The 24,146-nt window shown below is 70.2% G+C and carries 15 protein-coding genes, 4 tRNA genes and 4 pseudogenes; 11 read left to right on the plus strand and 12 right to left on the minus strand.

The features are described 5' to 3' along the window. Positions 1–2: 2 nt before the first annotated feature. A pseudogene (locus ACEXOX_RS23265) lies at positions 3–191 on the minus strand (helix-turn-helix domain-containing protein); the annotation flags it as partial. Positions 192–375: 184 nt separating this feature from the next. Between ACEXOX_RS23265 and ACEXOX_RS23270 the strand changes: the two are divergent. Then, positions 376–552 (plus strand): hypothetical protein, encoded by a 177-nt coding sequence (locus ACEXOX_RS23270; protein ID WP_406522988.1) that lies wholly within the window; start codon positions 376–378, stop codon positions 550–552. An 895-nt stretch (positions 553–1,447) separates the two neighbouring features. Next, the gene (locus tag ACEXOX_RS23275; protein WP_406522990.1) at positions 1,448–1,900 is read left to right on the plus strand and encodes a very short patch repair endonuclease; all 453 of its coding nucleotides are present in this window, start codon (positions 1,448–1,450) and stop codon (positions 1,898–1,900) included. 85 nt (positions 1,901–1,985) lie between these two features. On the opposite strand, the gene ACEXOX_RS23280 is transcribed toward ACEXOX_RS23275, so the two are convergent. Then, complete coding sequence (locus ACEXOX_RS23280; protein ID WP_406522992.1) at positions 1,986–2,348, minus strand: hypothetical protein; 363 nt, start codon at positions 2,346–2,348, stop codon at positions 1,986–1,988. Continuing rightward, the gene (locus ACEXOX_RS23285) at positions 2,339–3,043 is read right to left on the minus strand and encodes an ATP-binding protein (RefSeq protein WP_406522994.1); all 705 of its coding nucleotides are present in this window, start codon (positions 3,041–3,043) and stop codon (positions 2,339–2,341) included. Before ACEXOX_RS23285 ends, ACEXOX_RS23280 begins: the two co-directional genes overlap by 10 nt. 159 nt (positions 3,044–3,202) lie before the next feature. Between ACEXOX_RS23285 and ACEXOX_RS23290 the strand changes: the two are divergent. The 3 genes and pseudogenes from ACEXOX_RS23290 (at position 3,203) to ACEXOX_RS23300 (ending at position 4,695) form a co-directional block, all read left to right on the plus strand. Further along, positions 3,203–4,050: pseudogene (locus ACEXOX_RS23290) on the plus strand (helix-turn-helix domain-containing protein). After that, entirely contained in the window at positions 4,047–4,262 is a 216-nt protein-coding gene (locus ACEXOX_RS23295; RefSeq protein WP_406522995.1) for a DUF397 domain-containing protein, read from the plus strand. Before ACEXOX_RS23290 ends, ACEXOX_RS23295 begins: the two are co-directional and overlap by 4 nt. 128 nt (positions 4,263–4,390) lie before the next feature. Further along, positions 4,391–4,695, plus strand: a pseudogene (locus ACEXOX_RS23300) (hypothetical protein). Positions 4,696–4,762: 67 nt separating this feature from the next. On the opposite strand, the gene ACEXOX_RS23305 reads toward ACEXOX_RS23300, so the two are convergent. From ACEXOX_RS23305 to ACEXOX_RS23315, 3 genes are all read right to left on the minus strand, one after another. Further along, a complete protein-coding gene (locus ACEXOX_RS23305) occupies positions 4,763–5,704 on the minus strand; it encodes an aldo/keto reductase (RefSeq protein WP_406522997.1) in 942 nt (313 codons plus the stop codon). Positions 5,705–5,790: 86 nt separating this feature from the next. After that, positions 5,791–7,416: an MFS transporter gene (locus tag ACEXOX_RS23310; protein ID WP_406522999.1), complete on the minus strand. Its 1,626-nt coding sequence runs from the start codon at positions 7,414–7,416 to the stop codon at positions 5,791–5,793. Between the two features lie 155 nt (positions 7,417–7,571). Beyond that, positions 7,572–8,771, minus strand: coding sequence for a M23 family metallopeptidase (locus ACEXOX_RS23315; RefSeq protein ID WP_406523001.1), 1,200 nt, complete (start codon positions 8,769–8,771; stop codon positions 7,572–7,574). Positions 8,772–9,339: 568 nt separating this feature from the next. On the opposite strand from ACEXOX_RS23315, the gene ACEXOX_RS23320 reads away from it, so the two are divergent. After that, positions 9,340–10,392, plus strand: a complete 1,053-nt coding sequence (locus tag ACEXOX_RS23320) for a DUF2332 family protein (RefSeq protein ID WP_406523003.1) — start codon at positions 9,340–9,342, stop codon at positions 10,390–10,392. A 96-nt stretch (positions 10,393–10,488) separates the two neighbouring features. On the opposite strand, the gene ACEXOX_RS23325 is transcribed toward ACEXOX_RS23320, so the two are convergent. The 5 genes from ACEXOX_RS23325 to ACEXOX_RS23345 all read right to left on the minus strand — a co-directional run bounded on the left by ACEXOX_RS23325 (position 10,489) and on the right by ACEXOX_RS23345 (position 16,179). Next, complete coding sequence (locus tag ACEXOX_RS23325; protein ID WP_406526441.1) at positions 10,489–11,574, minus strand: PP2C family protein-serine/threonine phosphatase; 1,086 nt, start codon at positions 11,572–11,574, stop codon at positions 10,489–10,491. A gap of 397 nt (positions 11,575–11,971) precedes the next feature. Further along, positions 11,972–12,047, minus strand: a tRNA-Lys gene (locus ACEXOX_RS23330). A 308-nt stretch (positions 12,048–12,355) separates the two neighbouring features. Further along, on the minus strand, positions 12,356–14,614 hold the full coding sequence (locus tag ACEXOX_RS23335) for a DEAD/DEAH box helicase (protein ID WP_406523005.1): 2,259 nt from the start codon (positions 14,612–14,614) through the stop codon (positions 12,356–12,358). A 344-nt stretch (positions 14,615–14,958) separates the two neighbouring features. Further along, positions 14,959–15,450, minus strand: coding sequence for a hypothetical protein (locus ACEXOX_RS23340; protein WP_406523007.1), 492 nt, complete (start codon positions 15,448–15,450; stop codon positions 14,959–14,961). Positions 15,451–15,828: 378 nt separating this feature from the next. Next, positions 15,829–16,179 carry a metallopeptidase family protein gene (locus ACEXOX_RS23345; protein WP_003980582.1) on the minus strand — a complete coding sequence of 117 codons (351 nt, stop codon included), beginning with the start codon at positions 16,177–16,179 and terminating at the stop codon, positions 15,829–15,831. 120 nt (positions 16,180–16,299) lie between these two features. Between ACEXOX_RS23345 and ACEXOX_RS23350 the strand changes: the two genes are divergently transcribed. The 4 genes from ACEXOX_RS23350 (at position 16,300) to ACEXOX_RS23365 (ending at position 18,452) form a co-directional block, all read left to right on the plus strand. After that, the gene (locus ACEXOX_RS23350) at positions 16,300–18,000 is read left to right on the plus strand and encodes a metallophosphoesterase (RefSeq protein WP_406523009.1); all 1,701 of its coding nucleotides are present in this window, start codon (positions 16,300–16,302) and stop codon (positions 17,998–18,000) included. 175 nt (positions 18,001–18,175) lie between these two features. Further along, a tRNA-Glu gene (locus ACEXOX_RS23355) sits at positions 18,176–18,248 on the plus strand. 48 nt (positions 18,249–18,296) lie between these two features. After that, positions 18,297–18,371 (plus strand) — tRNA-Asp (locus ACEXOX_RS23360). 4 nt (positions 18,372–18,375) lie between these two features. Continuing rightward, positions 18,376–18,452 (plus strand) — tRNA-Phe (locus ACEXOX_RS23365). A gap of 185 nt (positions 18,453–18,637) precedes the next feature. On the opposite strand, the gene ACEXOX_RS23370 is transcribed toward ACEXOX_RS23365, so the two are convergent. Next, positions 18,638–19,753, minus strand: a complete 1,116-nt coding sequence (locus tag ACEXOX_RS23370) for an ABC transporter permease (protein WP_406523011.1) — start codon at positions 19,751–19,753, stop codon at positions 18,638–18,640. Between the two features lie 265 nt (positions 19,754–20,018). Between ACEXOX_RS23370 and hrpA the strand changes: the two are divergent. Then, positions 20,019–24,109: pseudogene (gene hrpA / locus ACEXOX_RS23375) on the plus strand (ATP-dependent RNA helicase HrpA). Positions 24,110–24,146: the final 37 nt, after the last annotated feature.

The raw sequence follows: 24,146 nt of genomic DNA on the forward strand, positions 1-24,146 counted from the left end.
GGTTCCGAGCGACCGTTGACCCATCCGGTCACAGCCGCCCCGGTCACACCCGTCAGGTCCGCCAACTCCTTCTTCGCCATTCCTCGTAGCGCGAGCATCCTGTTCAGCCAGTCGCCGAAAGTCGCCGACACGATCCCTCCGAAGGTTAATTCCAATGATCGACTTAACAAAACTTCCACAGAAACGGACATTTCGGGACTTACTCGTCTGCCGTGATGAAGTTTTCCTCCCCGCTTCGGTTGCCCTGGATGGTAGCAGTGCGGTTCACTCTTCCCAGCGACGGCGCCGGGCTGGTGTTCGAAGGGGCGCGCCGTGCCGAAGCAGCCTCATGGGCCAGGAGGATCCTCCTGGCCCTTCGACTCGGAGAGGTAGACAGTGAACGACGACTACAGGTGCAAGTTCGAGTGGGACGCCGAAGCGCCCCACGCCGCGGTGCGGATGATGAAGGACGAGGGCAACGTGGTGGTGGAGGGAGAGCTGGGAGACCCGCTCCGGGAAACCTTCAGGTTCCGGGCCACGTTCCCGTCGAGGAACGACGGCCTCGTCGGGTGACCACCGATCGCCCTCGCTGGCGCGGACTTTGACTTAGACCACCCAGCAAAGGCCTGGCACATCGGCTCGAGTAGTGCTTGTATCGTCGGCATTGGTGGGCGGGTCGCCCACCAATGCCGACGACCTCATTTTTGGGAGCTCACTCAATGTGTCCGTTATGTTCCCACTATGCCCTGATATGTGACATTCCGCAGCACTTCCATACGCCAAGCGCCGGGCCTGTCCGGGGCGCATCGACCCGCCGAGCGATCCGCAGGTCCTCCAAGAGGGCACATCACCCCGCTGGTGGACGGTGCAGTCGCGGCGGTCGTGATGAGCAGCGAGCGACCGTAGGCCGATTGCTGCACAGGACCGGTCCGCGGTATCGCCTGCATCACGAGTTGACCGGCCTACCCTGCAGGAGCAGCGATCTGGCATTCATCGGCCCACGCGTCGCGATCTTCCTGGAGCCATGCTGTGGAGGTGGCAGGAATCACGAAAAGACAATACTGTCCAGTGTCGACGATTGGACTACTTTGTGGTACTGCGAGCATGCTGACCCGATGATAATGGCCGACGAGATCAGCACAGTCATCCGCGCCGCCGGTTAAGCACCACGTCCAAACGGTGTCGGATGACTACGTACTGCCTTTTACTGGCCTCACACTTTACATTACGGCGAGTCGGACGGGTCAGTCGTCACCTCCCTTCTCTCCGCTGGACGCCGTCGCTGATGCCCCGTGACTGTGGTGCCGTGTTCCACCGCTGATTGTCTGCTTCAATCCGGGGCCTGCATCAGGATCTTGTGCGGCAACCGAGGCGTCCGGCGGGATGGGTTCCGTGTAGCCGGCGACGACGATCCCCTGAAAACGACCATAAATTTTTCCACCCGGCGGCGTTGCGTCATCCTGAGGTCATGGCTCACCCTCCTGTCGTACCCTCCTCGTTCGGTGTCTCGTCCCGTATGAGGCGCCAAGGGCGTCGGGACACCAAGCCGGAGATGGCCTTGCGGCGCCTGCTGTACACCGCCGGGCTGCGCTATCGCTTGCAGCGGCGCGTACCTGGCATGCCTCGTCGCACGATCGACATCGCCTTTCCCGGCCTGCAGGTCGCGGTCTTCGTGGATGGCTGTTTCTGGCACGGTTGCCCGGACCACGCCACTCACCCCAAGGCCAATGCGCAATGGTGGCGCGACAAGCTGGAAGGCAACATGACCCGCGATGCCGAAACCACCGCTCATCTGGAATCCGTTGGCTGGACGGTACTGCGCTTCTGGGAGCACGAAGCTCCGCAGGAAGTGGCCAAGCAGGTGTCCGATGTCGTTCAAGCGGCCAAGGTTGCCGGCACCAGGGCGCGTAGCGGCGCTTGACTCGGTCTCACTCCCCCAGCTTCGAATATATGAATGACGCGAAGGTATGGGCGAAGAGTCATGGCAACACGAGGGCAGTTCCAGCTCACCTCCTGCCGCGGCCGCTCCACCGATCATGTTCTGCCACTACCTGATCGGCGATCTGCCCGATCCTCCCCAGGATGTAACGAAGCGCATTCGGGACGCTTGTGCGGTGGGGCGGGTTCACCTCTCGTACGTGCACGGGGAACGAGACTGCCGCCACCTTCGGGTCCAGGTACACCGCGACCAGAAAGCTGTCGTCCCGGGCATCGGCCGGCACCAACGGGTGCACCACGACCCCTGCCAACAGCCCGGCTGCCCGCCCCGCCAGGGCGAGGAGTTCAACGTCAAGAGCGGCGCAATGGCCCCCGATGTCCAGCCCGTACTCCTCGGCGACCTTTGTCATCACCGCATCCGTCAGTTCCACTGAGCAGCGCCTCCCAACTGAGCTTCGAAGTGCATCTGTGCCTGGTCCAGGACGTTCTCTGGGTCACTGCCGTGGGCGCGGAGCCACCAGAGGAGATCTGCGATCAGTGCGGTCGCTGCTTCTTCACGTGTCATGACGCGAAGACGATCACTCATTTCGGTACCGCTACTCGGCACACAGTCGTAGAGCGTCAGTAGTGCCTCGGCCTTGTGGAGCTGCGTTCCACGTGTGCCTCGTCCTGGCGTATCAGCGAGTACGGAGATTTCACACCACGTGCTCTTGCCTGTGGGCGTGGGTACGACCCCCCATCGATCCGCCATGGCATCGACGAGGCTGAGCCCACGCCCCGTTTCAGAGAGGGCCGAGAGTGGGCGGAGGACGGGGAGTTCGACGCTCAGGGGGTCTCGTACCTCGATGCGCAGCTGTGCAGCGCTCAGCGAGACGGTAAGAGTGAACGGGGTTCCTGAACCAACGTGATCGATCACGTTGGTGATCAGCTCACTGACACAGAGTTCAGCCCGGCCTACAAGGTCAGTGAGCCCCCACGCTGCCAGCCGAGCACGGGTGAGCCGTCTCAGGTGAGGAACCACGTCAGGCTTCGCGATGGAGTCGCTCGTCCAGTCAGGCTGTGGCAGGCAGTGGTTGGAGTACATGAGATCCAGCTCCCTCGCGTTAGCGCACACCTCGGTGATCACCGCAGCAACCACCGAGCGAGGTTGGTCGCTCTGCGTGCGAGAGTGGCAGCCACCCATCCCGACATGCAATGTGCACGGAGGGATTCGCTCCAACGAGTGATTGGATCCGCCGGCGCCTCCAGCAAGACTCGGAGTCACCTTCTCGACAAGGGAGTTGCCGTGCCCGGATCACCGACAGCGCGCCGTCGCCGACTGGCCATTGAGTTGAAGCACCTTCGCGCATCGCACCAGCTCACCTGCCAGCAGGTGGGTCAACAACTTGACTGGAGTGGTTCGAAGGTCAACCGCCTGGAGACTGGCAGTGGCCGGGTCCAACCTTCGGACGTGGATGCACTCTGTCGCTTCTACGAGACCACCGACGAACTGCGTGAATTCCTCATGCGTTTGGCCAAGGAATCGAAGGTGCGCGGTTGGTGGCACGCGCACGGCTCGGCTGTGCCGCCCTGGTTTTCCGTATACATCGGCCTTGAGCAAGATGCTTGCAGTCTTCGGCAGTACCAGAATGAGTTCGTACCCGGACTGATGCAGACCGCCGCGTATGCCACTGAGCTGCACCGCGCGTCCAGCCAGTTCACCACCGAGGCACTCGATCGCGCAGTGAACGTACGGATGGCTCGGCAGCAGATCCTCACCGGTGAGGAGCCCCTGAGCTGCGGGTCATCGTTCACGAGAGCGTACTTCGGCATGTGATCGGTGACTGCGCCCTGATGCGGGAACAGCTTGGTCATATGCTTGTCGTAGGGGCGCTGAAGAACGTGACCTTGCAAGTTCTGCCGTTCACCGCGGGTACGTACCCGGCCACTGGAGCATTCACCGTGCTCGGTTTCTCTGAGCGGGAAGACCCCGATGTGGTGTATCGAGATGGCCTGACGGATGGCGTCTACCTGGAATCACCGGACGAGGTAGCCCAGTACACGAGGGCCTTCGACAACCTTCAAGCCATCGCTTCCAGTCCCGCTCGATCAACCGCCTTGATCAAAGAAGTACTGGAGGAGTACTCCACATGAGCAGCGATCCGTACCCGATATCCGCCGCCCACAGGTGGCGAAAGAGCAGTTACAGCAACGGTACCGGCGGTGAATGCCTGGAAGTCGCCAGGCATTCTGCTGCCACCATGCTGGTGCGTGATTCGAAAGATCCCGACAGGCCGGTTCTTGGCTTCCCCTGCCAGGTCTGGCAGGTGTTCCTCCGAGCCGTACAGCGATGTGACCTGCACTGATCCCCGTAACAGAGCCGGCATCCGTGTTCTTGCCCGGCAGCTCGCGTCCCACCCTTCGAATGATTGAGCGAGGCTGGGCGTAAGGTCGAAGAGCTGATCGACTTTTCTCTGACGTGGAGGTCATGCTCATGGCTCGAGTGCCGAGTTCGTTGGTGGCTGTGACGGGGCTCGTAGGCGGTTACGGCGTAGCCCGTTGGACCAAGAAGCGGCCCCTTGGTGGGGTGGCTTTGGCGGTGGCGGGGGGATTGGCGGCTCGGGAGTGGGAGCGGAAGGCTGGGGGAAGGCTGCTGCGGTGTTGAGTGGGGCTTATGTGGCGGCGTTTGCGGGGTCGCATCCGTTGGCCAAGAAGGTGGGGGCCTGGCCTTCGGTGTTTGCGGTGGCGGGGGTTGTGGGGGCTGCTTCTTGGGTGGTTGCTGATCGGCGCGGTCGGTAGGAAGAAGGGGCGTAGAAGGGCGTGGGCGCGTACTGGGTGCGCGCCCACGCCCTTTTATGGGGTGCGGTCAGGCTGAGGCCTCGTTGAGGAGGGTCAGGTCGTCGTTGGTGAGGTGGAGGTCGGCGGCGGACATGAGGGCGGGGAGCTGGTCGACCGTGCGGGCGCTGGCGATGGGGGCCGCGACCGTGGGCTGGGCGGCGAGCCAGGCGAGGGCCACGGTGGCGTGTTCGGCCTGGTGGGTGGTGGCGACCGTGTCGAGGGCGGCGAGGACCTTGCGGCCGCGGTCGGTGGCCAGGTGCTTGGCGGCCGTCTCGGAACGGGCGCTGTTCACGTCGCTGTCCGGGCGGTACTTGCCGGTGAGGAAGCCCGAGGCCAGGGCGTAGTACGGGACGGCGGAGACGCCGTGGCGGGCGGCGGTGTCGGCGAGGTCGCCTTCGTACGTGTCGCGGGAGACCAGGTTGTAGTGGGGCTGGACGGCGACGTAGCGGGCCAGGTTCTCGTCGGCGGAGAAGGCCAGGGCCGCTTCCAGGCGCGGGGCCGAGATGTTGGAGGCGGCGATCTCGCGGACCTTGCCGTCCTTGACCAGTTCGTCGAGGGCCGGGAGGAAGTCGGAGACGGCGAGGGACTCGTCGTCGTAGTGGGTGTAGTAGAGGTCGATGTAGTCGGTGCGCAGGCGGGTCAGGGAGGCGTCGACGGCGGCCTTGATGGTGGCCGGGGCCAGGCCCTTGAGTTCCGGGTGGGCGCCGACCTTCGTGGCGATGACGACCTGGTCGCGGTTGCCGCGGGAGGCGAGCCAGTTGCCGAGGACGGTCTCGGATTCGCCGCCCTTGTTGCCCGGGACCCAGGCCGAGTAGACGTCGGCGGTGTCGATGAAGTTGCCGCCGCCGGCGACGTACGCGTCCAGGACGGCGAAGGACTGGGGCTCGTCCGCGGTCCAGCCGAAGACGTTGCCTCCGAGGGAGAGCGGTGAGACGGACAGGGAGCCGAGGGTCTTCTGATGCGCGGTCATGATCTTCCAACTTAGGGGGTGCGGGGCCAAGGAGACGAGAGGGAAGGGGGAGGGGAAGGGGTGGGGCGGGGGCGGGGTGGGTGGGGTCAGGTTACGGGGGATTTTGAGAGGGGGGCGGCGATGCTTTCCAGGGAGCGGCGTTCGGCGCGTACGGCCAGGAAGGCGGCGGTCAGGCCGGCCAGGCACATGAGGGCGGCGCCGATGCAGAAGGCGAGCGCGGTGTCGGCGGCCACGCCGGATTCCGTCAGTCCGGCGAAGACCAGGGGGCCGCTGATGCCGCCCGCGGCCGTACCGACCGCGTAGAAGAAGGCGATGGCCATGGCCCGGGTCTCCATCGGGAAGATCTCCGAGACGGTCAGGTACGCGCTGCTGGCCCCGGCCGAGGCGAAGAAGAGGACCACGCACCAGCAGGCGGTGAGCGTGGTGGCCGTCAGGTGGCCGGCGGCGAAGAGCCAGGCGGTGGCGAAGAGGAGTACGCCGGAGAGCAGATAGGTGCCGGAGATCATGACGCGGCGGCCGACGGTGTCGAAGAGCTTGCCGAGCAGGAGCGGGCCGAGGAAGTTGCCGGCCGCCATGACGGCGAAGAAGTAGCCGGTGTGCGAGGTCGACACGTCGAAGAACGCGGTGAGGATGGCGCCGAAGCCGAAGGTGACGGCGTTGTAGAGGAACGCCTGGCCGATGAAGAGGGCGAGGCCGAGGATCGCGCGCCGGCGGTAGCGCGAGAAGACGGTGCGGCCGATTTCGAGGAAGCCGATGCTCTTGCGGGGGTGGATGGTGATCTCACCCTCGGGTTCGGGGAGGGGTTTGCCCTGTCGGCCTTTCTCCTCGGTGATCTGCTTCTCGATGGAGGTGACGAGTCGGTCCGCCTCGTCACCCCGTCCGTGGATGAACAGCCAGCGTGGGCTCTCGGGCACATTGCGGCGTACGAGGAGGATGACCAGGCCGAGGACGACGCCGAGCGCGAAGGTCAGCCGCCAGCCGACGCCGATGGGAAAGATGCTGGTGTCCAGCATGACGATGGACAGCAGGGAGCCGCCGATCGCGCCGAGCCAGAAGCTGCCGTTGATGACGAGGTCGACGCGGCCCCGGTAGGCGGAGGGGATCAGCTCGTCGATGGCGGAGTTGATCGCCGCGTACTCGCCGCCGATCCCGAAACCGGTCAGGAAGCGGAAGAGGAAGAACCACCAGGAGGAGAAGGAGACCGCGGTCAGGGCGGTGGCGGCCAGGTAGACGGCCAGGGTGATCAGGAAGAGCTTCTTACGGCCGAAGAGGTCGGTGAGCCGCCCGAAGAACAGCGCGCCCAGACAGGCCCCGGCCACGTACAGCGCCGCGGCGACACCGGTGACCTGCGCGGACGAGATGGGCAGTCCGCTGCCGTGCTCGGACAGGCGGCCGGCGATGTTGCCGACGACGGTGACTTCCAGGCCGTCGAGGATCCACACCGTGCCGAGGCCGACGACCACCGTCCAGTGCCAGCGCGACCAGGGGAGACGGTCGAGGCGGGCGGGGACGTCGGTGGTGATGGCGGGGGTGTCGGGGGAGGGGTGGATGTGGGGGTGGGGGCGGATGTGGCGGTGGGGGTACTCGGGGCGCTGTCCGCGGGCGTCGCGGCTGCTCGGTCGTACTTCGTGCCCGGCGTGTCCCCTGCCTTGTCGTTCGGACTCATCGCACCCTCCTGTACCGGGCCGGGGCCGGTCACCCCGGCGGCGCATCCATCCGAGTGCCCGGCGGACAGCGCGCGAAGCAGGGGAAATGCCCAGGTTGGAGGGGATTCTCCAGGAGGTGGGGGTTGTCGGGGCCGATCTGTCCTCCCGGTGCGGCGCGCGTGTCGTGCAGGAGGTGGGAGGGGAGGGGCGAAGCTCCGGGGTCAGATGCTGATTCCGTGATCGCGCAGCCACGGCTTCGGGTCCACCGGGGTGCCGCTTGGGCGCACTTCGAGGTGGAGGTGGGGGCCGGTGACGTTGCCGGTGGCGCCGACCCGGCCGACGAGGTCGCCGGCGGCGACCCGGCCGGAGGTCCGCACCAGGGAGGACAGGTGGCAGAACCACAGTTCCGTACCGTCGTCCAGGGTCAGGACGGACCGGTAGCCGTACGCGCCGGACCAGTCCGCCTGCGTGATCGTGCCGCCGTGGATCGCCTTGACCGGGGTGCCGGCGGGGGCGGCGAAGTCCAGGCCCGTGTGGTGGGCCGCCCAGCGGTCGCCGGCCTGGCCGAACCCGGCGGCGAGGGTGTACGTGGAGAGCGGGGTGACGTAGCGGCGGGAGTGCGCGGCCGCGGGCTGGGCGGCGTTCTGGGAGCCGGTGGCGGCGGCGAGACGTTCCTCTTCGGCGGCGCCGCTCTGCTGCTGGTCGGTCTGTGGGATGGCGTGGCCGCTCAGGGACTGGCCCACCTCCGTGCCGTACACATCGCCCGTGCCGCGCACGTCGCCCATGCCGTACGTGCCGCTCGTACCCGGCCCGGCCCCGGCGGGAGACGCGGAGACGGCGGAAGAGGCGGAGACGGCGGAAGGCGCGGATGCGATGGGCTCGGTGCGGGCCTCCACAGCGTCCGGGGAAGCCACGTCCGAGGCAGTCGTATCCGAGGCAGTCGTATCCGAGACAGCCGCGTCTGAGGAAGCCACGTCCGAGGACGCTGTGTCCGATACGGATTCCGCCTCACCGACGACATCCGGCAGCGATATCGCGACCTGCGGCTTCCCCTCGGCGGAGGCCACACCGCCGGCGCCGACCGCCGCGATCACGCCGACGCCCAGGGCCGTACCGCTGCGGGCGAGTCCGCCGCGCTGCTTGCCGGCCACCCGGTGCTTGCCGCGTGCGGGGCGTACGGACTCCTCGACGGGATTCCATTCCTCCCAGGTGCCGGTGTCGAACGCACCGGGCTCGGCAGCGAACCACCCGGCACCGGCGGCCGGAACAGTGCTGGGAACGGAGGCAGCGGCATCGGCACCGGCCGCAGCAGCGCCGCCCGTGCCCACGCCCGCGCCGAACGCCTGGAACGGGTCAAAGGCGCCGGGAGCGGCGCCGGAAGGAGTCTCGGGGCCGGAGTCGGCAGGGCTGTTGGACGCCACGGGGGCGCACTCCTTTCCTTCCTCTCGCCTACCGGGTCAGTGGTGGAGCCGCCTTCCAGGCCGGTCCGGCGCCGGAGGGGGACGGGCCTCCGGAGTCGTTCAGGCACTGGGTGTGCGGAGCAGGAAGGTCTGCCACGGACGGCGGGCGGCTTCCGACGGATCGGCGGCCGTCCGGCCCGGCGCACCCCAACGTGGTGGTTCCCCGGTTCCCCGGACACGCGCTGGTACGGCACCGGCCGCACGGCCGGTCCAGCGATGCACCAACGGTGATTCAGTTGTGAACCTGCTGACGGGATTAGGCGTCGGCGCACGGTGCCGCCTCTTGCGACGGCTGGGACGACCGCGCTGCGTTATCGGACTGTAATAGAAACCGTGGTCCGATACCAAGCGTTCCACCGAATTCATGGGTGCTTTGGGATAGCTTCGGCCCGAGCTTAAACACCCATCGGGGCACAAAGCAGGGCGAGTTGCTGAGCGCTCTTCAAACCTGTGATGCGCGATTGTGCGGGAGTCGTTATGCGCAGGGGTGCCCGGCACTCACCCCCTGTGAGCGCAGTAACGTCTGATCATGGTCGTCAACAGCGCGCAGGCACTGGCGGATCGGTACGTGGACTTCGCCTGGTACCAGGCACGGGGGCAGTCCGACGCCCATGAGGAGCTGGCCGCGCGGATCGGCCACGACCCCGAGTTCTGCGACCATCTCGCGCGTTCCCTGCCGGCCGGCAACAAGCAGCAGCCCAACCTCCTGTTCGCCGCGGTCCGCTACCTCGACGGCCCCTACGCCGAGCACGGGCCGCGCGGCGACGCGGCGTACCGCGGCTGGCGTGAGTGGACCCTGCGCCACTGGGAGCAGGTCAGGGCCGTCGTCATGCGACGCCTGACGCAGACCAACGAGCCGGCCCGCTGCGCGACCCTGCTGCCCCTGCTCGCCCGGCTCCCGCAGCCGCTGGCCCTCCTGGAGGTCGGCGCGTCGGCAGGGCTGTGCCTGTACCCGGACCGCTATCGCTACCGCTACGACGACCGGCCGGAGTTCGGGGCCCCGGACAGCGCCGCGGTCCTCGCCTGCCGTACGGGGCCGGGCACCCCCGTACCCGATCGCGTCCCGGACATCACCTGGCGTGCGGGCATCGACCTCGACCCCCTCGACCCGGCCGACCCCGACGACGTGCGCTGGCTGGAGGCTCTCGTCTGGCCGGGTGCCACCGACGAGCGCGTACGGCGGCAGCGGGCCGCCATCGAGGCCGTACGGTCCGCGCCGCGTCCCCGGGTCGTACGCGGCGACCTGATCGACGCGCTGCCCTCACTGGCCGCCGAGGCCCCGCCCGAAGCGACGCTCGTCGTCTTCCACACCTCCGTGCTGACGTACCTGCCCCCGGCGCGCCGCGAGGAGTTCGCCCGGCTCGTACGGACCGTCCTCCGGGAGCGCGACCGCCCCGGGCACTGGGTCTCCAACGAGCACCGTTCCGTGCTCCCGTGGATCGCCACGCCCCGCCCGGCGCAGCCCCTGGAGGTGACGGAGCGGCTGCTGACGCTGGCCCTCGACGAGCGGGCTGTCGCGCTGACCGGCCAGCACGGGCAGAGCGTGCAGTGGCTGTACGGGCAGGACGTGCAGTGGCGGTGAGGCCGGACGTCGGCTGATGCTCCGGGGCTGTGACCACGGCCCCCTCACCCCTTAAGCAGGCGTCGGCTGATGCTCCGGGGCTGTCGCCACGCCCCCTCACCCCTTAAGCGGCCGCTGCACCGCCAGCAACGCCATGTCGTCCGCCGTCTCTCCGCCTGTGTGTGCCGCCACGTCCGCCACCAGCGCGTCCAGCAGCGCCTGCGGCCCCTCGCAGGCCCAGACCCGCCCGCGCAGCCGCTTCGCCGGCTCGTAGAAGACGTTGCCGGCATCCCGGGCCTCGGTCACGCCGTCGGTGAAGAGCAGCAGGATCGAACCCGCGGGGCAGGCCGTCTCGTCCGCCCGGTCCGGCCAGCCGGCCACCTCGCTCATGCCGAGCGGCAGCGCGGGCGACGCGGGCGTCAGCTCGCGCAGTTCGCCGTCGGGGGCGAGGAGCAGCGGTGCCGGATGGCCGCGGTTGAGGATGCGGAGCGCCGCGTGTTCGTCCGAGGGCAGCTCCGCCAGTACGGCCGTCGTGAACCCCTCGAACTGGTCGAGGCCCTCCCGTCGGCTGCCCTCGCGCTGCAGCGCGCGCTCCAGCCGCCCCGCCACCGCCTCCAGACTGGCCTCCTGCTCGGCCGCCTCCCGGAAGGCACCGATGACGATCACCGCGGCCTCCACCGCCTCCAGGCCCTTGCCCCGTACGTCGCCGACGATCAGCCGTACGCCGTACGGGGTGTCCTGGACCGCGTACAGGTCTCCGCCGATCCGGGCGTCCGCCTGCGCCGCCACGTAGCGTGCCGCGACCGCCAGCCCGCCGATGCGTTCGGCGGGCGTCGGCAGCACGGCCCGTTGGGCGGCCTCCGCGACGTCCCGTACGGAGGCGAGCCGGGCGTCGCTCATCCGTACGACCCGGTTGATGCCCAGCGCGAGGACGGCGACGACCAGGACGGTCAGGCCCTCGGTGAAGGACTGGTTGGCGTCGCGGCCCCCGTGGTACGTCACGACCCAGGTCTCGGCGAAGACGGCGGCCGCCGCGATGACGGCCGTACTGCCCAGCGAGTACAGCGGCGCCGCCACCAGCGGAGCGGCGGAGAAGAAGGGCGCGGCCGTGTACCGGTCGGGGGTGCCGCTGTCGAAGATCAGCCCCGCCACCAGCAGGATCAGCGGCAGCCAGCAGACCAGCCGTCGGCCGAACGGCGACATGCCGGAGCGGCGGCGCCGCCGCTCCCGTTCGCCCGTACGGTCCCTGCCGCCTCGACGCACCCGCACCGGCCTGCCTCCCACTCCCGTCGCAGCCGGGCCGCGGCCCGCGCCCGCCCGTACGACCACCGCCGCCGTCCCAAGGCTTTCCGCTGCCGGGCCGGGGGCGAATCAGATGGGGCCGTACGGGTCATACGGAGCCGATGGGGGTGGCGGACCGGGCGGCGAGGGGGCGGCGGAACGAGCAGTGGACCGGACGGTGGGAGGGGCTGCGGGCCGGACGGCAGGCAGGACAGAGGGGGGCAGCGGAGGGCGACGGGCACACGACAGCGCCCCCGCCCGGGGACTCCCGGCGGGGGCGCTGTGCGGTGGGTCGGAGGGCTCGCCTCCGGCTCGTACCTGGTGGGCCATCAGGGGCTCGAACCCTGAACCAATGGATTAAAAGTCCACTGCTCTGCCAATTGAGCTAATGGCCCGCACCGAGCAGCATAGCCCGCGTTCCCGCCGCAGCCCGAAGGCATAAGCCATCGGGCCGGCGGAGGCGCCGCGTCCGCTTCGGGGCGGGCGTGGCGCACGAGGCTGCCGTACGGCGGGGAGCGCGGTCAAGGGGCCGCACGGGGAACGCAGTTGAGACGCGGGGCCCGCGCCCGCCCCGTACCGGAGTACGGAGGCGTGGCGCGGGCCCCGCGGTCGTGGAGTGCGACGCCGTCGGACGGCACCGACTTTGTCAGGTGTCACGGACGCCCTCACGCGTCCCAGACTCCGTCAGGCGTCACGGACTCCGTCAGCCGTTGCGCTTCCAGCGCGGCTTGTCCTCACGGCGGCCGAAGGAGCTGGTGCCGTGGCCGCGGTGGTCGTCACGGCGGCCGTGCGGACGGTCGCCGCCGCCCGAGCGGTAGCCGCCCGAGGCGGGACGGTCGTCGCGGCGGTCACGGTTGTACGGACGGTCGCCGGCACCGGAGCGGTAGCCGCCGCCGGAGCGGCCGCCGGAGCGGTCGTCACGGTTGAAGGGACGGTTCGGGCGGTCGCCGCGGTCGCGGTTGAAGCCGCCACCGGAACGGTCGTCGCGGCGGTCACGGTTGAAGCCGCCGCCCGAGCGGTCGTCACGGCGGTCGCGGTTGAAGCCGCCACCGGAGCGGTCGTCACGGCGGAAGCCGCCACGGTCACCACGGTCGCCGCGCTCGCCACGGTCGTCGCGACGGTCGCGGTTGAAGCCGCCGCCGGAACGGTCGTCACGGCGGAAGCCGCCACCCGAGCGGTCGTCACGGCGGTCACGGTTGAAGCCGCCACGGTCGCCGCGGTCGTTGTCCCGGCGGTCGCGGTTGAAGCCGCCACCGGAACGGTCGTCACGGCGGAAGCCGCCACGGTCACCACGGTCGCCGCGGTCGTTGTCCCGGCGGTCCCGGCGCTCGTAGTTGCCCCGCTCGTCACGGTACGAGGAGCGGCGCTGCGCCTCGTCGGCCTCGGGAGCGGCCTGGGCCGGTACGACGGCCTCGGCGGCCTCCTCCACGGCGGCCTCGGCGGCGGCGATCGCCTCCTCCGGGTCCTCGCCCCGCTCCCGCGCGGCGCGGGCGGTCAGCCGGTTGGCCTCCTCGCGCAGCTCGGTCGCCCGGCGCTGCGCGCGCTCCAGCTCACGGGAGAGCTCCTGGGCCTCGCGCTCGGCCTGCTTGGCGGCGTTGGTCGCCGAGTCGGCCTGCACCTCGGTGAGCGAACGGGCGCCGGTGATCTTGGCCACGTCCTCGTCGAAGGCGCCGGCGCCGCCGACGATGTGGCGCGAGGCGTCCACGCCCGCGTCCTCCATGAGGCGGAAGATCTGGCGGCGCTGGTGCGGCAGGGCCAGCGAGACGACCGTGCCGGACTGGCCCGCACGGGCGGTACGGCCGGAACGGTGCAGGTAGTCCTTGTGGTCACCGGCCGGGTCCACGTTCAGGACCAGGTCGATGCCGTCGACGTGGATACCGCGGGCGGCGACGTCGGTGGCGACCAGGACGTTGACGTAACCGTCCTTGAAGTCGGCCAGCGTGCGGGTCCGCGCGCCCTGCGTCATACCGCCGTGCAGCGCGTCGGCGCGCACACCGGAGTCGCACAGCTGCTCGGCGACGCGGTCGGCGCCGAGCTGGGTGCGGACGAAGATGATGGTGCGGCCCTTGCGGGCGGCGATGGCGGCGGTGACCGGCGCCTTGTCCTTCGGCTTCACGACCAGGACGTGGTGGGTCATGGTGGTGACGTTGCCCTGGGCGCTGTCGACCTCGTGGGTCGCCGGGTTGGTCAGGTAGCGCTTGACCAGGGTGCCGATCTCGTTCTCCATCGTGGCGGAGAACAGCATCCGCTGGCCGCCGGACGGAATCAGGTCGAGCAGCTCGGTGACCTCGGGCAGGAAGCCCAGGTCGGCCATCTGGTCGGCCTCGTCCAGGACGGCGGTCTCGACGTCGTCCAGCGAGCAGGCGCCGCGGTTGATGATGTCGCGCAGCCGGCCGGGGGTGGCGACGAGGACGTCGACGCCGCGCTCCAGCGCGTAGATCTGGTTACCCATGGACGTACCGCCGCAGACGACCTTGAGCTTGAGGCCCAGGACGTCGCCGTACGGCTGCAGCGCGTCGCTGACCTGCATGGCCAGCTCACGGGTCGGGGTGAGGATGACGCCGCGCGGGCGCTTCTTCGCGGTGTTGCCGCCGGCCAGGCGGCTCAGCAGCGGCAGACCGAAGGAGAGGGTCTTGCCGGAGCCGGTGCGGCCGCGGCCGAGGATGTCGCGGCCGGCCAGCGCGTCGGGGATCGTCGCGGCCTGGATGGGGAACGGGGTGCTGACACCGTTCGCGGCCAGCTTGCGGACGATCTTCTCGTCGAGGCCGAGGTCACCGAAGGTGATCTGCGGGGCCGCGTCCTCGGCGGGAGCGTCGGTGTCGACGTCGGTGCCGGCGGCCGGCTCGGCCGCTTCGGTCACCTCGGCAGGCGTCTCGATGACGGCCTGGTCCTGCGGCTGGTCCTGCTGGAGAGCCTGCTCGTCGGCAGCGGGCAGGACGGACTGATCAGTGGAAACAGACATGCGAAATGCGAAACCTTCCGGAGTCTCGGCACAGGCACGCGCCCAAACTCCGTGAGACTTCACAAACGACCGCCTCAATGCGGTCAGCCACGGCAAGGGAGAGAACGCGCCACACGGCGCTGCATCATGCGCCGGGCAAATGGGATCAAACGATCTACCACCATACTCACTCCCACCCCCGGAAGGCAAATGCCCTCCCGAACCCCCGTTCCCCACCGCTGTCACCTGGCCCTTTGCCGCCACCCCTGCACCCCGCCCACCTCGGCCCCCACCCGCACCGCACCCGCTCCGACGTCCCCCGCCCAGCCGCCCCGTACGACACTTCCCGCTCCCCGTCCCCGCCGCTACCCCCCGCCCTCCGGGTTCGAGGGCGCGGGCGGCGGGGACGACGGGGTCGGCGCCGGGGTGCTCGGCTGCGGGTCCGGGCTGGCGCTCGGCGTCGGCTTCACGGTCGGGGTCGTACGGGGCGGCTGGGCGGTCGACGAGGGGCGGCCGCTGCCGGGCCGCGGCGGCCCTGGCGCGGCGGGGTCGCTGCCGGGCGGTCCGGGCTGCTCCGGGCCGGGTGCGGCGCCCGAAGCGGGTTCCGGTTCCGGCTCCGTCTCGTGCGCCGAGGGCGTGTGGTCGCTCGCGGGCGCCCCCGCGTGCCCCTCCACACCGTGGCCGCCACCCGTACGCCCCCTGCGGTCCGGGCTCCCGCCGCGGGTGTCCACCGTGCCGCCGTCCGGCGCGGGCCCGCCGTCGGGCCGCGCGGAGGAGCCTGACGGCTTGGGCGGTTCCGCGTCGCTCACGCTCATGCAGCCGCTCAGCGACGCGGCCAGGGCGGAGGCTGCGGCCACGGCGGCGGCGAGCCGGTTCAGGGCCGGGCCGGGAAGGGGGAAGCGATCGGGCGCACGGGCGGGACCTCCGGATCCGGAGCGCGGAGACTGCGGAGATGAACGCCCTGCCCAACTCCCGCCGGGCACCCGAGGACACGCGCCGCGGGCACGAGATCGCGTCCGTACGGGCCCGATCTCGGCCCCGGACACCGACGGCACCGTCCCGAACGCCACGAATGCCGCGAACCGGCCGCGCGGGCCGTCCTGGCCACCATGAGCGCTGATCGGCTGCCCTGCCCGCCCCCGGACGCCACGAGCGCTCCGGACGCCCTGCCCGCTCCGGCCGTACGCCTCCGCGCCGTACGCGGACCGCCCCGGACCGCCGTCAGCCGTCAGCCGTCAGCCGTACCCCAACGCGTGCAGCCGCTCGTCGTCGATGCCGAAGTGGTGCGCGATCTCGTGCACGACGGTCACCTCGGTCTCGGCCACCACGTCCTCCCGCGTCTCGCACATCCGCAGGGTCGGGTTGCGGTAGACCGTGATCCGGTCGGGCAGCACGCCCGCGTACCACTCGCCGCGGTCGGTCAGCGGCGTCCCCTCGTACAGCCCCAGGAGATCGGGGTCCTCGGCCGGTGGTTCGTCCTCGACGAACACCGCCACGTTGTCCATCAGCCGTGTCAGCTCCGGCGGGATCCGGTCCAACGCCTCGGCCACCAGTTCCTCGAACTCCTCGCGCGTCATCTCCAGCACACCGCCCATTGTCCGCCACGCCACCGTTCGGCGGCGGTACCGCGCGGAGCCGCCGGCGGCCCGGCGCGGTAGGTCCGTTTTCCGGGCATGACGGGCGCGGCGCCCGGGAATACGCGCCCAATGGCCCGTGTCGCGCCGCCCGGGGACTCCTCCCCCAGCTCCTCCGACTCCGCCGGCTCCTCCGACTCCTCCGTGTCCCGGCTGCTCCGCGCCTCGCTCGCCCGGTTACGGGGCTTTCCCGCCGCGGTGCTCCACGACTACCGCTCCCACCACACCGCCCCCACCAGCACCCTCACCCACACCCCGCACCCGTACGCCCGTGCCCTCGGCCTGATCACCGTCACCCTGCTCGGCGCCTGGCTGGGGCTGCTGATCGTCGGCAGCATCCACGCTCCCGTGGGGCCGGTGGACACGAACATGACACTGCGCCCGTCGTTCTCCGGCGGCACGAAGATCAACGTCTCGCCGTTGGGCGCCCTGGAGCTGCGCAGCCACCACGCGCCGATACGGCTGGATGTCGACGTCGACCGGCTGGATCCCGTACGGGCCCAGGCCCTGGTCGACCACCCGGAACGTTTCGCCGGCCTTCAGGAGCAGGTCACCCGCGACGTCGTCAGCGGCACCGGCACTCTCGCCTTCCGCTCCTGCGTCGCGGTCGTCTCCGGCGCCACCGCGCTGGGGCTGGCCGTCTACCGGCGGCCGCGCCGCGCGCTGGCCGCGGGCGGGCTGGCGCTCGTGCTGCTGGCCTCGTCGGGCGCCGCCGCGTACGCCACCTGGAACCCGAAATCGGTCCTGGAGCCGAAGTTCTCCGGGCTGCTGTCCTCGGCGCCCTCGGTGGTCGGCAACGCCCGCAACATCGTCAGCGAGTTCGACGTGTACCAGCGGGAGTTGGCGCGCCTGGTGACGAACGTGACCAAACTCTACGAAGCCACCTCGACCCTGCCCGCGTACGCGCCCGATCCCACCACCATCCGGGTGCTGCACGTCTCCGACATCCACCTCAACCCGGCGGCCTGGCAGATCGTCAAGTCCCTGGTGAAGCAGTACAAGATCGACGTGATCGTCGACACCGGCGACACCATGGACCACGGCTCGGCCGCCGAGAACGCCTTCCTGGACCCGGTCGCCACGTTCGGCGCGCCGTACGTCTGGGTGCGCGGCAACCACGACTCCGCGACGACGCAGAAGTACCTGGCCACCCGTAAGAACGCCACGGTCCTCGACGACGGGCGGGCGGTCAGCGTCGGCGGGCTGCGGATCGCCGGCGTCGGCGATCCGCAGTTCACCCCGGACCGCTCGGTCGTCGCGGAGGGGGACTTCTCGGAACGCACGGCCGGCGGCAAGCTGGCCGACTCGCTCCGTACGCAGCGGCTCGCGGGGACGCCCGTGGACATCGCGCTGGCGCACAACCCGGTCGCGGCGTCCGAGGCGGACGGTCTGGTTCCGCTGGCGCTGGCCGGCCATGTCCACCACCGCGAGAACAGCGTGCTCCCCCGGGGCACCCGGCTGATGATCGAGGGGTCCACGGGCGGTGGCGGGCTGCGCGCGGTGCAGGGCAAGAAGCCCGCTCCGGTGCAGGCGTCCGTCCTCTACCTGGACCGCGAGACCCGGCGCCTCCAGGCGTGGGACGAGATCACGCTCGGCGGGCTGGGACTGTCGAAGGCCGAGGTCAGCCGCCACCTGCCGCAGGAGAACCGGCCGGGCGCCTCGCCGTCGCCGGGCACGGGGACGCCCGGCACGAGGGCTCCCGGCACAAGGGCTCCCGGCTCGGGGACTCCTGGCACGACGGCTCCCGGAACGGTCTCCCCCGGCCCTCCGTAGGCCCGCGAGGCGGGCGGGGAGCGCGGCGTGCCACCCGCCCCGTCCGCCCGTCGGATCCCTCGCCGAACACCTCCTCGGAGGGGCTCGAACAAACCGTTTTGGCGAACGGTCCCTGCATCCCATATGCTTCTCACGTCCCCGACGGCGCCCCACAAGGCACCAAGGCGGGCCATCAGCCCTCATCGTCTAGTGGCCCAGGACGCCGCCCTTTCAAGGCGGTAGCACGGGTTCGAATCCCGTTGGGGGCACGCATTACCGTGTGCGAGAGCAGGTACGCTTGGTCTCGCACAGTGCAAGGTCCTGTGGAGCAGTTTGGAGTGCTCGCCACCCTGTCAAGGTGGAGGCCGCGGGTTCAAATCCCGTCAGGACCGCTGTGGCTGGGTAGCTCAGTTGGTACGAGCGATCGCCTGAAAAGCGATAGGTCGCCGGTTCGACCCCGGCCCCAGCCACCAGCAGTGGGAAAAGGCCCCGATCTTCGGATCGGGGCCTTTTTCATGCGCCCCTCGGGAACCCGCCCCTCGGGAGCCCGCCCCCGGGGTTCCGGTCTCCGTCCGACCGGCCCACCCGTATGCGGTCCCCTCATCCACCCGTACGGCGGAAACCGGGGCCGGACCCCGAAGGCCCGGCCCCGCGTGCGTCAGGCGCCCGGCGCGTCCGGTGCGGCCGGGGCGCCCGCCCGGTGCGCCCCCGAGGTGAGCGCGCCCACCTCGCGCCCGCCCGGGTGCCGGTGCCGCCAGATCCAGAAGACCGCGCACGAGACCAGCGCCCAGCCGGCCAGCACCAGGAACGGGAAGGCGTGCTGCGAGGCGCCGAAGTAGACGGCCGTGTGCTGCGCGTTGACCGAGGCGCCCGGCGGCAGCCAGCGGCCGATGTGCCCGAGGACGGACGGCAGCAGCGGCCAGGAGACCGCGCCGCCCGAGGACGGGTTGCCCAGCAGCACCATCAGGCCCCACGTCGGGATCATCGCCCAGCGCCCGATCAGGGTGTTGAACATCGTGAAGACCATGCCGGACGTGAACATCGTCAGCGCCAGGATCAGCCAGGACTCCACGAACGGCAGGTCCAGCGCCCCCAGCAGCCAGTCCACGACCGCGGCGATCGCGAAGGCGCCCAGCAGCGCGTACAGCACCGTGAAGGCGATCCGCTCCAGCGGATTGAGGCCGCGTGCGTGCACGCTCAGCTGGATCGCGCCGACGAACCCGATGATCACCGCGGCGAGCGAGATGTAGAAGAGGGCGAGCCCGCGCGGGTCGCCCTCCTGGAGCGGCTTGAGGTCCTTGACCTCGACCGGCACGCCGACCGCCTGGCCCACCTTGGGCCCGGCCTGTTCGAGCACCTGTGCGACCTGGGCGCCGGCCGCCCCGGCCACGTCCAGTTCCACGCTCTTGTCCCGCACCCGCAGGATCGCGAAGACCTCTTGCTCCTCGACGCCCTTCTGGGCGGCGGCGTACGAGTCGTACGCGTGCAGCTGGAGGGAGGCGTTCAGGGCCTTCTCCATGCCGTCGGCGAAGGCCTTGCCGTGCGGGGAGTCCGGCGGGCCGACCACGGCGGTCGGGATGTGCCGCGGGGTCGGGTTGGCCATGGTGTACGTGTACGAGCCCGCGAAGAGGCCGGCGGCGACGGCGAGGATGAAGACCAGCACGGTGGCGGGCAGGAACGGCGACTTCTTGAAGGCGGTCCATCTCTCGGCCGCGGTGGGAGGCCGTCCGTGGGCGCCGTGCGGCTGGGGGAGGTCACCGTGCTGATCAGACATAAGGCCACGCTAAAGCACCTATCCCGGACATTCCCCTGGTGGTCGGCCCACCGTGCGCAGGGCCCGCCGGAAACGGCCGGGAGGGGGCCCGAAGCGGCCGGGAGGGCCGCCGGCCACAACAAGCGAGAGTTGCCGGAAGCCGCCGGGAGGGGCACCGGGAACCGCCGCGCGGGGGCACCGCAGGCGCCCGGAAAGTCCTCCCGGCCCCGTACCGGCGGCAATTCGTTCGCCACCGTATTCACGGAGGTGAGATCCTGGGGGACGTATGTCCAGTCAGCCTGCCTCCGCCCGGCCCGACGGTGCCGCCCCCTCCCTGCCCGCTCTCCTGGAGCGGCTGCCCGAGCTGATGCTGCGCGACCAGCAGCGGCTGGGGCGCCGGCTCGACGGCGCGCGCCGGATCCGTAAGCCCGAGGCCCGCGCGGCCGTGCTCGCCGAGATCGCCACCGGGATCGAGGAGGCGGAGCTGCGGGTCGCGCGGCGCCGCGCCGCGCTGCCCGCGATCACATATCCGGAGCAGCTGCCGGTCAGCCAGAAGAAGGACGAGATCCTCGCAGCGATCCGCGACCACCAGGTCGTGATCGTCGCGGGTGAGACCGGGTCCGGCAAGACGACCCAGATCCCCAAGATCTGCCTGGAGCTGGGCCGCGGCGTCCGCGGTCTGATCGGGCACACCCAGCCGCGCCGGATCGCCGCCCGTACGGTCGCCGAGCGGGTCGCCGAGGAGCTGCGGACCCCGCTGGGCGAGGCGGTCGGCTGGAAGGTCCGCTTCACCGACCAGGTGGGCCCGGACACCCTCGTGAAGCTGATGACGGACGGCATCCTCCTCGCGGAGATCCAGACCGACCGCGAGCTGCGCCAGTACGACACGATCATCATCGACGAGGCGCACGAGCGCAGCCTCAACATCGACTTCATCCTCGGGTACCTGGCGCAGCTGCTGCCCCGGCGGCCGGACCTGAAGGTCGTGATCACCTCCGCGACCATCGACCCGGAGCGGTTCGCCCGGCACTTCGGCTCCTTCGCCTCCGTACCGGCGGCACCGGCGGGCGGGACCGGCGGCGGGGACGAGACCGCGGGCGGCAGCGGGACCACGGTTCCGAGCGCGCCGATCGTCGAGGTCTCCGGCCGTACGTTCCCGGTGGAGGTCCGCTACCGCCCGCTCCTGGAGGAGGGCGGCACCGACAGCGACCGCGACCAGATCACCGCGATCTGCGACGCCGTGGACGAGCTGCGGGGCGAGGGCCCCGGCGACATCCTGGTCTTCCTCTCCGGCGAGCGGGAGATCCGCGACACGGCGGACGCGCTCAACAAGAAGAACCTGCCGCAGACCGAGGTGCTGCCGCTGTACGCGCGCCTGTCGCACGCCGAGCAGCACCGCGTCTTCCAGCGCCACACCGGCCGCCGGATCGTGCTCGCGACCAACGTCGCGGAGACCTCGCTGACCGTGCCGGGCATCCGGTACGTGATCGACCCGGGCATGGCCCGGATCTCGCGCTACAGCTACCGCACCAAGGTCCAGCGGCTGCCGATCGAGCCGGTCTCGCAGGCCAGCGCCAACCAGCGCAAGGGCCGCTGCGGCCGGACCAGCGACGGCATCTGCATCCGGCTGTACTCGGAGGACGACTTCCTCACCCGGCCGGAGTTCACCGACGCCGAGATCCTGCGCACGAACCTGGCCTCCGTCATCCTGCAGATGACCGCGGCCGGCCTCGGCGACATCGAGAAGTTCCCGTTCATCGACCCGCCGGACCGCCGCAACATCAAGGACGGCGTGGACCTGCTGCACGAGCTGGGCGCGCTCGACCCGAAGCAGAAGGACCCCAAGAAGCGGCTCACCGAGATGGGGCGCAAGCTGTCCCAGCTGCCGGTGGACCCGCGGCTGGCCCGGATGGTGCTGGAGGCCGACCGCAACGGGTGCGTACGCGAAGTCATGGTCATCGCGGCGGCGCTGTCCATCCAGGATCCGCGCGAGCGGCCCGCCGAGAAACAGCAGCAGGCCGACCAGCAGCACGCCCGCTTCAAGGACGAGACCAGCGACTTCCTGGCGTATCTGAACCTGTGGCGGTACGTCCGCGAGCAGCAGAAGGCGCTGTCCTCGTCGGCGTTCCGCCGGATGTGCCGGGGCGAGTTCCTGAACTATCTGCGGATACGCGAGTGGCAGGACATCTACTCGCAGCTGCGGACGGTCGCCAAGACGATGGGCGTGCACCTCAGCGAGCAGGACGCGGCGCCCGACCCCATCCACACCTCCCTGCTGTCCGGTTTGCTTTCGCACATCGGGCTGAAGGACACGGACGCCAAGAACGAGTACCTGGGCGCCCGGAGCGCCAAGTTCGCGGTCTTCCCCGGCTCGGCGCTCTTCAAGAAGCCGCCGCGCTGGGTCATGTCGGCGGAGCTGGTCGAGACGTCCCGCCTGTGGGCGCGGGTGAACGCCAAGGTCGAGCCCGAGTGGATCGAGCCGCTGGCCCAGCACCTGGTGAAGCGGACGTACAGCGAGCCGCACTGGGAACAGAAGATGGCCGCGGTGATGGCGTACGAGCGGGTGACGCTGTACGGCGTGCCGATCGTCGCCCAGCGGAAGGTGAACTACGGGCGGATCGATCCGGAGACCTCCCGGGACCTGTTCATCCGCAACGCCCTGGTCGAGGGCGACTGGCGCACCCACCACCAGTTCTTCCACGACAACCGCAAGCTGCTCGGCGAGGTCGAGGAGCTGGAGCACCGCGCCCGGCGGCGCGACATCCTCGTGGACGACGAGACGCTCTTCGACTTCTACGATCAGCGGCTGCCCGAAGACATCGTGTCGGGCGCCCATTTCGACTCGTGGTGGAAGAAGAAACGCCATGACGAGCCGGAGCTGCTCAACTTCGAGCACTCCATGCTCATCAACGAGTCCGCCGAGGCCGTCACCAAGGACGACTACCCGGACTCCTGGCGGCAGGGGAAGCTGAAGTTCCGCGTCACGTACCAGTTCGAACCGGGCGCGGACGCGGACGGTGTGACCGTCCACGTCCCCTCCAGGTGCTCAACCAGGTCTCTTCCGAAGGCTTCGACTGGCAGATCCCGGGCCTGCGCGAACAACTGGTGACCGAACTGATCCGTTCGCTGCCCAAACCGATCCGCCGCAACTACGTGCCGGCGCCGAACTTCGCCGCCCGCTTCCTGGACTCGACCGTGCCCCTCCAGGGCGGCCTGACCACGGCCCTGGCGGCCGGGCTCCAGCGGATGGTCGGCGTCCCGGTCGACCCGGCCGACTTCGACCTGGCCAAGGTCCCGGACCACCTGAAGATCACGTTCCGGGTGGTCGACGAGCGCCGCCGCAAGCTGGCCGAGGCCAAGGACCTCGAAGCGCTGCGCCTGAAGCTCAAGCCCAAGACCCGGGCGGCCCTCAGCAAGGCCTTCGCGCAGGCCGCCGAGCGGCCCGCCAAGGGCGGCGGGGACGGCGCGTCCGCGGGCGCCGGGACGCCGGCCGGCCTGGAGCAGCGGACCGGCCTGACGTCCTGGACGCTCGGCACGCTCCCCCGCACCTTCGAGACCCGGCGCGGCGGCCAGCCGCTGAAGGCGTACCCGGCGCTGGTCGACGAGGGCACGAGCGTGGCCGTACGCCTCTTCGACACCGAGGCGGAACAGCAGACGGCGATGTGGACCGGCACCCGCCGTTTGATCTTGTTGAATATCCAGAGCAACCCAGCCAAGTTCGCGCAGGGCAAGCTCACCAATCAACAGAAGCTGGCACTGTCCGCCAACCCCCACGGCTCCATACAGGCCCTCTTCGAGGACTGCGTGACCGCCGCCGCCGACCGGCTGATCGCCGCACACGGCGGCCCGGCCTGGGACGAGGAGTCCTTCCGCAAGCTCTTCGACGCGGTCCGCGCCGACCTGGTGGACGCGACGATGAAGACGGTCCAGCAGGTACGGGAGGTGCTGGCGGCCTGGCAGGCGTGCGAGCGCCGCCTGAAGGCCACCACCTTCGCCTCGCTGCTCCCGTCCCTCACGGACGTCAAGGAACAGCTGGCCGCCCTGGTCAAGCCCGGCTTCGTGACCGCCCACGGCGCCAAGCGCCTGCCGGACCTCATGCGGTACCTGGTCGCCGTGGACCGCCGCCTCCAGCAGCTCCCCAACAACGCCGAGCGGGACCGCTCCCGGATGGCGAAGGTCAAGGAGATGCAGGACGAGTACGCCTGGCTGCTGGAGCAGTACCCCCAGGGGCGGCCGGTGCCGGCCGAGGCCCGGGAGATCCGCTGGATGATCGAGGAGCTGCGGGTGAGCTACTTCGCGCACGCGCTCGGCACCGCGTACCCGGTCTCCGACAAACGGATCGTCAAGGCCGTGGACGCGGCGGTGCCCAAGGCCTGACCGGCCGCGGGGCCCCTCCGGGCGGCCCCGCGGGACC

Source organism: Streptomyces sp. Ac-502 (assembly GCF_045222935.1).
Lineage (GTDB): Bacteria > Actinomycetota > Actinomycetes > Streptomycetales > Streptomycetaceae > Streptomyces > Streptomyces monomycini.